Origin of the sequence: Sphingomonas oligophenolica, assembly GCF_006438955.1 — a bacterium.
Taxonomy (GTDB): domain Bacteria; phylum Pseudomonadota; class Alphaproteobacteria; order Sphingomonadales; family Sphingomonadaceae; genus Sphingomonas; species Sphingomonas oligophenolica_A.
This window is the reverse complement of record NZ_RCZK01000028.1, coordinates 1-9,312: the sequence shown is the minus strand read 5'-3', so window position 1 is coordinate 9,312 and position 9,312 is coordinate 1. Positions and strand designations below refer to the sequence as shown.

At 66.5% G+C, this 9,312-nt stretch carries 11 protein-coding genes; 5 read left to right on the top strand and 6 right to left on the bottom strand.

The genetic code is table 11. The features are described from left to right. Window positions 1-219: transposase (locus EAH84_RS15340; protein WP_140872847.1), on the bottom strand; the 219-nt coding region annotated here is incomplete at its 3' end. A 197-nt stretch (window positions 220-416) separates the two neighbouring features. On the opposite strand from EAH84_RS15340, the gene EAH84_RS15335 reads away from it, so the two are divergent. Then, a complete protein-coding gene (locus tag EAH84_RS15335) occupies window positions 417-941 on the top strand; it encodes a winged helix-turn-helix transcriptional regulator (RefSeq protein WP_140872846.1) in 525 nt (174 codons plus the stop codon). Here the strand turns inward: EAH84_RS15335 and EAH84_RS15330 are convergent. The 4 genes from EAH84_RS15330 to EAH84_RS15315 form a co-directional block, all read right to left on the bottom strand. Then, window positions 936-2,612 carry an AMP-binding protein gene (locus tag EAH84_RS15330; protein ID WP_140872845.1) on the bottom strand — a complete coding sequence of 559 codons (1,677 nt, stop codon included), beginning with the start codon at window positions 2,610-2,612 and terminating at the stop codon, window positions 936-938. The two genes, EAH84_RS15335 and EAH84_RS15330, sit on opposite strands and share 6 nt — an antisense overlap. Window positions 2,613-2,691: 79 nt before the next feature. After that, window positions 2,692-3,450, bottom strand: a complete 759-nt coding sequence (locus EAH84_RS15325; protein WP_140872844.1) for an SDR family NAD(P)-dependent oxidoreductase — start codon at window positions 3,448-3,450, stop codon at window positions 2,692-2,694. 21 nt (window positions 3,451-3,471) lie between these two features. Then, window positions 3,472-4,599 (bottom strand): acyl-CoA dehydrogenase family protein, encoded by a 1,128-nt coding sequence (locus EAH84_RS15320; protein ID WP_140872843.1) that lies wholly within the window; start codon window positions 4,597-4,599, stop codon window positions 3,472-3,474. A 9-nt stretch (window positions 4,600-4,608) separates the two neighbouring features. Beyond that, a complete protein-coding gene (locus EAH84_RS15315) occupies window positions 4,609-5,805 on the bottom strand; it encodes an acyl-CoA dehydrogenase family protein (protein WP_140872842.1) in 1,197 nt (398 codons plus the stop codon). Between the two features lie 176 nt (window positions 5,806-5,981). On the opposite strand from EAH84_RS15315, the gene EAH84_RS15310 reads away from it, so the two are divergent. The 3 genes from EAH84_RS15310 to EAH84_RS15300 are packed head-to-tail and all read left to right on the top strand — an operon-like array spanning window position 5,982 to window position 7,875. Then, window positions 5,982-6,593, top strand: a complete 612-nt coding sequence (locus EAH84_RS15310; RefSeq protein ID WP_140872841.1) for a 2-hydroxychromene-2-carboxylate isomerase — start codon at window positions 5,982-5,984, stop codon at window positions 6,591-6,593. Then, on the top strand, window positions 6,590-7,180 hold the full coding sequence (locus EAH84_RS15305; RefSeq protein ID WP_206663985.1) for a 2-hydroxychromene-2-carboxylate isomerase: 591 nt from the start codon (window positions 6,590-6,592) through the stop codon (window positions 7,178-7,180). The genes EAH84_RS15310 and EAH84_RS15305 overlap by 4 nt, the downstream gene beginning before the upstream one ends. After that, window positions 7,177-7,875, top strand: coding sequence for an SDR family NAD(P)-dependent oxidoreductase (locus tag EAH84_RS15300; protein WP_140872840.1), 699 nt, complete (start codon window positions 7,177-7,179; stop codon window positions 7,873-7,875). The genes EAH84_RS15305 and EAH84_RS15300 overlap by 4 nt, the downstream gene beginning before the upstream one ends. 6 nt (window positions 7,876-7,881) lie before the next feature. On the opposite strand, the gene EAH84_RS15295 is transcribed toward EAH84_RS15300, so the two are convergent. Next, the gene (locus tag EAH84_RS15295; protein ID WP_140872839.1) at window positions 7,882-8,877 is read right to left on the bottom strand and encodes an NAD(P)H-dependent flavin oxidoreductase; all 996 of its coding nucleotides are present in this window, start codon (window positions 8,875-8,877) and stop codon (window positions 7,882-7,884) included. 220 nt (window positions 8,878-9,097) lie between these two features. Here EAH84_RS15295 and EAH84_RS15290 point away from each other — a divergent pair. Next, the coding region (locus tag EAH84_RS15290; RefSeq protein WP_140872838.1) for a transposase at window positions 9,098-9,312 on the top strand (215 nt) is incomplete at its 3' end.

Here is a 9,312-nt window from a genome sequence, read left to right as displayed (position 1 = left end):
CCGAATGCCGAACAGGTAACCGACCAGCAGCATCCGCAGCATCAGCTCGGGGTCGATCGACGGCCGCCCGGCGGCGCTATAACTGTCGGCCAGCGCCTCGCGCACGAAGCTAAAGTCGAGCAGTCCGTCGATCCGACGCAAAAAATGGTCGCCAGGCACGTGATCGTCGAGCCGGAAGCCGTAAAACAGCGACCCCTGCGCCACCTGCCGACCCATCATGCTCCGCGCTCCCGCCTGCCTGGATCGAGTGAATCACCCTGCGCCAAAGGCTGCAAGCGCTACTTTTTCAACAGTCTCGTTCGGTTGTGACACTGTGCGGCTAGCATCACTCTCAATTTGCGCTGAGAGCGATGGCATGGCTTTGCAAAGGGAGCACTGCTAAGGTTCTTCTTTGGAACTGACGGGGCCGGTTTTCGATGCAGTGGAATGCCATTGGAGAACAAGACTGCTCAATGGCGCGGACATTGGCAATCATTGGCGATCGCTGGACGTTGCTGATTCTGCGTGAATGTTTCCTGCGCGTGCGGCGCTTCGATGATTTCCAGGAGCGGCTGGGTATCGGCCGCCCGATCCTGACCGATCGGCTGCAGAAGCTGGTCGATAGCTTCGTGCTGACGAAGGTCGCCTATCAGCAGAAGCCGACCCGCTACGAATATCGTCTGACACCCAAGGGGCTCGACTTGTATCCGGTCGTGCTGTCGATCGTTCATTGGGGCGATATCCACCTCTCGGGGCGCAGGGGACGCCCTGTGCTGCACGAACATGTTTCGTGCGGTCACATCTTCGACCCCGTCACAACATGTTCGGCCTGTGCCGAGGCACTCGACCCGCGCGACGTACGGGTGCTGCCGGGGCCGGGCCTGCGCGATGCGCAGCGGCTGCCGCGGGAGCGCGACGTTGCGACCAAACCCGAACGCGTGCGCCCAGTCAGCCGGTCATAGCGAAGCGCCGCCATCGTACAGCCGTGCGACCAGTTCGGCGCGGTTGGCGAGGACGGCGCGCTGGTTGACATAGCCCTTGTCGGTGAGTTCGCCCTCGGCCATCGACGGCGGCGCATCGACCAGGGCGAAACCGGCAATGCGCCGCGTCGCGCCGTGGTTTGCCGCATTATACGTCGCCAGGTCGCGCGCGATGCCAGCACGCGCCCCCGCCGGATCATTCCCTCCGGCGGGCCAGACGAGCAGCCGCACGTCGTCGCGGTCATGACCCGCCACGACCAGTTCCGCCACGCCCGGCGCGGCCGCCAGGACCGCCGCGCGTAGTTCGCCGGTGAGCACCCAAATGCCGTTCGACAGCTTGAAATTCTCGCTCAACCGCCCGGCGAAACGCAGGCCCTGGCGCGGATCGCCTGGATCAAAGAACTGGACGGCGTCGCCGACCGCGTAGAAGCGCTCGTCATCGAACGCCTTCTCCGTCAAATCGGCGCGACCGAGATAACCGGGAAAGACGTTGGGGCCGCGTACGCGGATCTCGTAGCGATCGTCGAACGGCACCAGCTTCACCTCGCACCCCGGAAAGGGCAGCCCGATCTCGCCCTTCCCCTCGCTCGGCCAGTGAGTGCTGGCGATGCCCGGTCCCGTCTCGGTCGTGCCATAGCCGGCGACGAACGCCACCGGCTCGCCGGTCGTGCGGATCGCCAGCGCCTGCATGCGATCGAAAATGTCGCCGGTGAGACTCGCGCCGGCGAACGCGATGCGTTCGACCCGCTCGAAGAAGCGGGTCCGCAGCGCATCGTCGGTCTCCATCGCCGCGACCAGCATCTGGAAGCCGACCGGCACGTTCTGCACCACGGTAGTGGCGATCTCGGTCAGGTTGCGCACCGTCTCGTCGAACAGGCCGGGCAGCGGGCGACCGCCGTCGATGTACATCGTACCGCCGTCGCGCAGGATGGAGTGCAACGTGCTGTTGCCGCCCAGCGTGTGATGCCACGGCATCCAGTCGACCGTCACTGGCGGAGCATCGACCGGGAAGACGAGTCCGGCGGCGCGGACCGCGCTGCACAGCATGCCCTGGGTGTTGGGAACGCCCTTGGGCGCGCCGGTCGAACCGGAAGTGAAGAGGATCTTCGCCACGGTTACCGCCGTCGCGGCGGCATAGGCGCGATCGGCATCGGCATGTCCGGTCACGCGATCGACATCGGCCAGCAACTCCGCCGCGTCGGTCGGCTCGACCGTGATCCACGGCAGCCCCGCGAGTTCCGGCATGGCGCGCACGTCGGCGAGCGGCGCGGCCGATTGCGCGAAGATCATGCCCGGCTGCAGGATGGCGAAGACCTCGGCGAGGCGCCGCCGCCCGCCCGCGCTTGCGCTGTACGCGGGCGAGATCGGCGCGACGGGCACGCCGGCGATCATCGCGCCGAAGGTCATCAGCGCATGTTCGATCGAGTTGCCGGTCAGGATCGCGAGCGGACGGTCCGGGCCGAGGCCGCGATCGAGCAAGGCTTGCGCGATCGCGCGCGCGCGCGCCCAAGCCTCCGCGTAGGACAGGTGCCGCCACGCGCCGGTTGCGTCGCGCTGCGCGAGGAACGTCCGGTCCGGTGCCTCGCCGGCCCAGCGTTCGAGGTAAGCGCAGATGTGGTGCTCGCAACCATCGAGCGGGATCGGCGAGCGCATCAGGATGACGCCGTCCGCCCGATAATCGACCTCGACGGCGCGAGGGGCGAAACGCGAGCGTGCCGACGCGGTCACAGGTCTACCACTTTTCGCCGAACGGCCGGATTTCCTGTTCGAAGGTCCAGGCGTCGATCGGCTGCTGGTGGAGCGCCCAATAGGTTTCGGCGACCGCCTCGGGGCGCATCAGCTGCCCCGGCTGGATGCTGTCCACCGCCGCGTCGCCGGCGCGCTCGCGGATACGCTCGCGCACCCAGGCGGTATCGACGCCGGCATCGATGACGAGATGCGCGACGTGGATGCCCTGCGGCCCCAGTTCACGCGCCGCAGATTGCGCCACCGCGCGCAGGCCGAACTTGGCGCTGGCGAAGGCCGCGTAACCTGTGCCGCCGCGCAGGCCCGCGGTTGCGCCGGTGAAGAAGATCGATCCCTTGCCCCGCGCGAGCATGTGCCGCGCCGCCTCGCGCCCGGCGAGGAAGCCCGCGAAACAGGCCATTTCCCAGACTTTCCGAAAGACGCGCGCGGTGGTCTCGACCAACGGGAAGTTGACGTTCGCGCCGATGTTGAACACGCATACCTCGAGCGGGGCATGCGCCTCCGCCTCCGCGAGGAAGGCGACCATCTGCTCCTCGTCGCGGGCGTCGAGCGAGCGGGCGACGACACGGCCCCCCGCCGCCTCGATCTCCTGCCTCAGCGGTTCCAGCTTCTCGGCCTGCCGACGCCCGATGAAGACGGTGTAACCTTCGGCGGCGAAGCGCTTGGCGATCGCCGCGCCGATGAAGTCGCCCGCGCCGATGATCGCGGCGGTCGCATTGCGCTGGCCGGTCTCTTCGTTCGCCATCGTCATTTCCTCATATCGGGGTCAGGCCGCGCGGCTGAGCGCGGCGTAGCGGGCGAGGTGGTGATCCTCGTCGCCCAGCTGATGGTCGATCATCATCAGCCGCTTGGCGAAATGCGTCATCGGCAGTTCCCAGGTCATGCCGATGCCGCCATGAAGCTGGATCGCCTCCTCGGCGACCAGCGTCCCGGTCCGGCCGATCGTATACTTGGCGGCCGACAGCATGCGCTCGCGGGCATTGCCGGGACCGTCGAGCGCGGCGGCGGCGTTGATGACCGCCGATCGCGCCTGCTCGATCTCGATCAGCAGCGCGGCCATGCGGTGCTGCAGCGCCTGGTTGCGCCCGATCGCCTCGCCGAACTGCATCCGGGTGCGCAGATAGTCGAGCGTCGCGTCGCGCACGACCGCCATCGCGCCGAGCGCTTCGGCACAGAGCGCGAGCAGGCCGGCCGCCACCGCGTCGGCGATCGATCCGGTGCCGTCGCCTTCGGTGCCGACCAGCGCGGTAGCCGGTAGCGTGACGCCGTCGAGCCGCACCTCGGCGGCGCGCCCACCATCGACGCACGGATAACCGCGGACGTCGAGTCCCGATGCCTGGACGGGCACCAGGAACAGCGACACGCCGTCCCGGTCGCCGACCTCTCCCGACGTCCTGGCGGAGACCAGCAGCAACGTCGCGCCTTCCGCATCGGCGATTACCGATTTGGAGCCGGTGAGCACCCAATCGTTGCCGTTCCGCTCGGCGCGGGTGGCGACGTGGTCTAGATCATAGCCGGCGCCGCCTTCCTGATGCGCGAACGCAATCACCATCGTGCCCGCGATCAGTGCTTCGATCTCGTCGGCGCGTCCCCCCGCCGCCGCCAGCGCGCGTCCCGCCAGCAGCGTCGACAGGAACGGTGCTTGCACCAGCCCGGCGCCCAGTGCTTCGAAGACGACCATGATGTCGAAACCGCCGCCGCCGAAACCACCGTCGTCGGGGCCGAACAGCGCGCCGATCACGCCGAGCTCCGCGAAGCGCGTCCACACGGCGGGATCATAACCCGGTGCGGTCTTCGCGGCCTCAGCGCGCGCCATTGGGTCGGTCTGGCCCGCGATGAAGCGGCCCAGCGTATCGGCCAGCATGCGCCGGTCGTCGGTATGGTTGAAGTCCATGCGCGGTCTCTAAAGCTGGAGGATCATCTTGGAGATGATGTTCTTCTGGATCTCGTTCGATCCGCCGAAGATCGAGAGCTTGCGCAGGTTGAGATACTGCGGCGTCACCGCGGCGGCGTCGGGCGGCCCGACCGGTTCGCCGTTGAAGCCGTCCTCCAGCGCTTCGGGCAGGAAGGGCTGCGCGAACGGCCCGAGCGCACGGCGCGCCAGCGCACTGATCTCCTGCCGCAACTCGGTGCCCTTGACCTTAAGCATCGAGCTTTCCGCGCCCGGTGCCCCGCCGCCAGCGACCGCGGCCACGACCCGCAGTGCGGTGGTCGAGAGGTTGGCCAGCTCGATCTCGGCACGCGCGACGCGCGCGGCGAACAGCGGATCGTCGAGCAGCGGCTTGCCGCCGCGCTGCTGCTTCGCCGCCAGCGATTTCAGCCACGCCAGCGCCGCGGTCGAACTGCCGACCGCCGCCATGCTCGTGCGCTCGTAGGTCAGGAGATATTTGGCATAGGTCCAGCCACGATCCTGCTCGCCGACCAGGTTCCCGACGGGAACGCGCACATCGGTGAAGAAGATCTCGTTCACCTCGTGATCGCCATCGAGCGTGATGATCGGGCGGACCTCGACGCCCGGCGACGTCATGTCGATCAGCAGGAACGAGATGCCCTCCTGCCGCCGGCCGGTGTCGTTGGTGCGGACGAGCGCGAAGATCATGTTCGCGTGCTGGCCAAGCGTCGTCCACGTCTTCTGGCCATTGACGACATAGTCGTCGCCGTCGCGCACCGCGCGGGTCTTCAGCGCGGCGAGGTCGGACCCGGCGCCCGGTTCGGAATAGCCCTGACACCACCAGTCCGAGCCATCGAGCATTCGCGGCAGCCAATGGCGCTTCTGCTCTTCGCTGCCGTATTTCAGCAGAACGGGGGCGAGCATATTGAAGCCGAACGCGATCGGACGCGGCGCGTTGGCGAGCGAGGATTCGAGATCGAAGATGTAGCGTTCGACCGCCGACCATCCGGTCCCGCCCCATTCGACCGGCCAGTGCGGCACGAGCCAGCCGCGTCGCGCCAACGTCGCCTGCCATGCCTCCTGTTCGTCCTTCGTCAGGCCGTGGCCCAGGCGGATGCGGTCAGCGAGCGACGGCGGCAGCGATCCGGCGTAGAAGGCGCGAACCTCGTGGCGGAACGCTTCCTCGTCTGGCGTGAAACTCAGGTCCACCTGCAAGCTCCTCTCCGCCGGCACTGCGGCTGATTTCCTATTCGGTTTCGATGTAGAACTCACTGTGGCTCGTTCGTCAAGGGTATCACGCCACCGTCACGGCGCAATCACTTGACCGCTCTAGCAGAGTAAGTAAGGTATTAGAACCCGCTCAAGCGGTCGACAGGAGAGCTTCGGTGCCAGATATATCATTCTATTTCGACTTCGGCAGCCCGAACGCCTTCCTGTCGCACCGCGCCATCCCTGCGATCGAGCAGCGGACGGGCACCACGTTCGGCTATGTGCCGATCTTGCTGGGGGGCCTGTTCAAGCTGACCGGCAATCAATCCCCCGCAACGGCCTTTGCCGAGATCCGGAACAAGCCCGAATATGACCGCCTGGAGATGCAACGCTTCATCGATCGGCACGGCATCACCGACTTCAAGATGAACCCGCATTTCCCGATCAACACACTGCTGCTGATGCGTGGCGCCCTCGCCGCGCAGGAACTTGGTGTGTCCGATGCCTATGTCGATCGCGTCTTCGACGACATGTGGACGCGCGGGCTCGACATGGGACAGCCGGAGGTGGTCGCGCGATCGCTCGGCGAAGCGGGCCTGCCGGTCGAACAATTGTTCGCGTATGCACAGACGCCCGAGGTCAAGCAGCGCCTGCTCGACAATACCCAGACCGCGTTCGAGAAGGGCGCGTTCGGTAGCCCCAGCTTCCTGGTCGGCGACGAACTGTATTTCGGTAAGGACCGGCTGCGCGACGTGGAGGAGGCGATCGCGGCATCGCCGGGGGCATGACCGTGCCGACCCTGCGCTTCTACTTCGACTATCTCAGCCCTTACGCCTATCTCGCGCACACGCAGCTGGTGCGGCTGAATCCCGCGATCGACTATCGGCCGTTCGACATTCGCGCGCTGATGCCTGCGGTCGGGAATGTGCCGACCAGCGTGATCTGCAAGCCCAAGAACCGCTACATCCAGGCCGATCTGCGCCGCTGGGTGGGCCATTACGGCGTGCCGTTCGCGCGCAATCCGGGGATCCTGGAGCTCGATCATCGCCGCCTGCTGCGCGCGACCTTGCTCGTCGCGGAGCGGGGCGATGCCGGTGTGGCGGTGAGCGCGCTCTTTGCGGCGATGTGGGGCGTTCCCCGGCCGCTCGGGACGGCGGCGGAGGTCGCCGAGGTGCTGGTGGCAGCCGGCGTGACGGGCGCGTCGATCGCGGCAGACATCGATTCGTCGGACCTGAACGAGGCGGTGACCCGCGCGACCGACGAGGCGGTGGCAAGCGGCGTCTTCGGCGCACCGGCCATCTTCGTCGGCGACGAGATGTTCTTCGGCAACGACCGGCTCGACTTCGTACGCGCCGCGCTGGAGCGGTCGGCATGACTCCGCTGGCGATCGTGACCGGGGTTGGCCCCGGCACCGGCACGGCGATCGTCCGCCGGCTTCACCAGGGCGGCTACCGCGTCGCGATGCTGGCGCGCACGACCGATCGCCTGGCGGAGCTGGAACGCACGCTGCCCGGCTGTTTCGCGGTGCCGTGCGACGTCGCCGACGCCGTCGCGCTGACGTCCGCGCTGGACCGGGTCGAAGGCGAAGGGGGTGCCCCCGCCATCGTCGTCCACAACGCGGTCGGCGGCGCGTTCGGCAGCTTCGTCGAAATCGAACCGGCGGTGCTGGAGCGCAACTTCCACGTCAACGTGATGGCGCTGCTCCACCTCGCGCGCTGGGCGGCACCGCGGATGGAGGCGGCGGGCGGCGGCGCGCTGATCGTGACCGGCAACACTTCCGCGATCCGCGGCAAGGCCAAGTTCGCCGGCTTCGCGCCGACCAAGGCGGCGCAGCGCATCCTCGCCGAATCGATCGCCCGCGAAATGGGTCCGCTTGGCGTGCATGTCTCCTATCTGATGATCGACGCGGTCATCGATCTCGCCTGGACGCGCGAGAGGTTCCCAGATCGCTCAGACGACTTCTTCATCACGCCGGAGGCGATCGCCGACGAGGTCTGGCACCTCGCGCATCAGCCGCGAGTGGCTTGGTCGTTCCTTGCGGAGATCAGACCGTTCGGCGAAAATTGGTAGCCGCGCCTACGCCGCGACACGCGCGGGTTGCGCGATCAGGCGAGACAGGCGCCCGGCGATGATCTCCTCCGCTTCGCCCATAATCCGGTCGATCAGCGCGGCAACGGTCGGGATGTCGTTTATGAGCCCCGCGACCATGCCGCAACTCCACGCACCCGCATCCATCTCGCCGTCCTTCATGATGCGCGGATAGATGCCCGCGACCTCGGGTGCGATGTCTTGAAAGGTGATCGCACTCCCGAGTTCGCGTTCCTTGGCGATCAGCCGCTCGACCCCTGCGTTAACCAGCACGCGCTCGGTGTTGCGCAACGGACGCATCACCAGCCGCGTGTCGAGCTCCGATGCGGCGACAATCGCGTCCTTCACGTTGGCGTGAACCGGTGCCTCCTGGGTCGCCACAAAGCGCGTGCCCATATTGATGCCCTCCGCTCCCATCGCCAGCGCGGCGACCAGCGAGCGCGCGTCCGCCATTCCGCCCGAGGCGACGAATGGGATCGTCAACTCGTCCGCCGCGCGCGGCAGCAGGATCATGTTCGGGACGTCATCCTCCCCAGGATGGCCTCCACATTCGAAACCGTCGACGCTCACCGCGTCGCACCCGATCGCCTCCGCCTTCAGCGCGTGCCGGACCGAAGTGCATTTGTGAATCACCTTCACACCTGCCTCGTGCAGCGGAGGCAACCATTTCTGAGGGTTGTTGCCCGCGGTTTCCACGACCTTGACGCCCCCGTCTAGGATCGCGCGGACGTAACCTGGGTAATCGGGTTCGTTGACGATCGGTAAGAAGGTGAGGTTCACGCCGAACGGCTTGTCCGTCATCGTCCGGCAGCGCGCAATTTCATCGGCCAGCGCAATAGCGTTGGGCAGGGTCAGACCCGTGATAATGCCGAGACCGCCGGCGTTCGAGACTGCGGCAGCCAGCTCGGCATATCCGACCATATGCATACCGCCTTGGACGATGGGGTGTTCGATGCCGAACAGCTCGGTAATTCGTGTGTGCACGATGTCTCCCTCGCATAATAGCGGTGAGCTAAAAGGTTCTATTTATGAACTCACTATATGGCAACGTGATTCGGGACGATAAAGCGGGAAATCATTCGGGCTGTCTGGGGCGCCTGGAAACGCCCAAGTGTCACAATCGGTCGAGACTGTTGAAAAAGTAGCGCTTGCAGCCTTTGGCGCAGGGTGATTCACTCGATCCAGGCAGGCGGGAGCGCGGAGCATGATGGGTCGGCAGGTGGCGCAGGGGTCGCTGTTTTACGGCTTCCGGCTCGACGATCACGTGCCTGGCGACCATTTTTTGCGTCGGATCGACGGACTGCTCGACTTTAGCTTCGTGCGCGAGGCGCTGGCCGACAGTTATAGCGCCGCCGGGCGGCCGTCGATCGACCCCGAGCTGATGCTGCGGATGCTGCTGGTCGGTTACCTGTTCGGCAT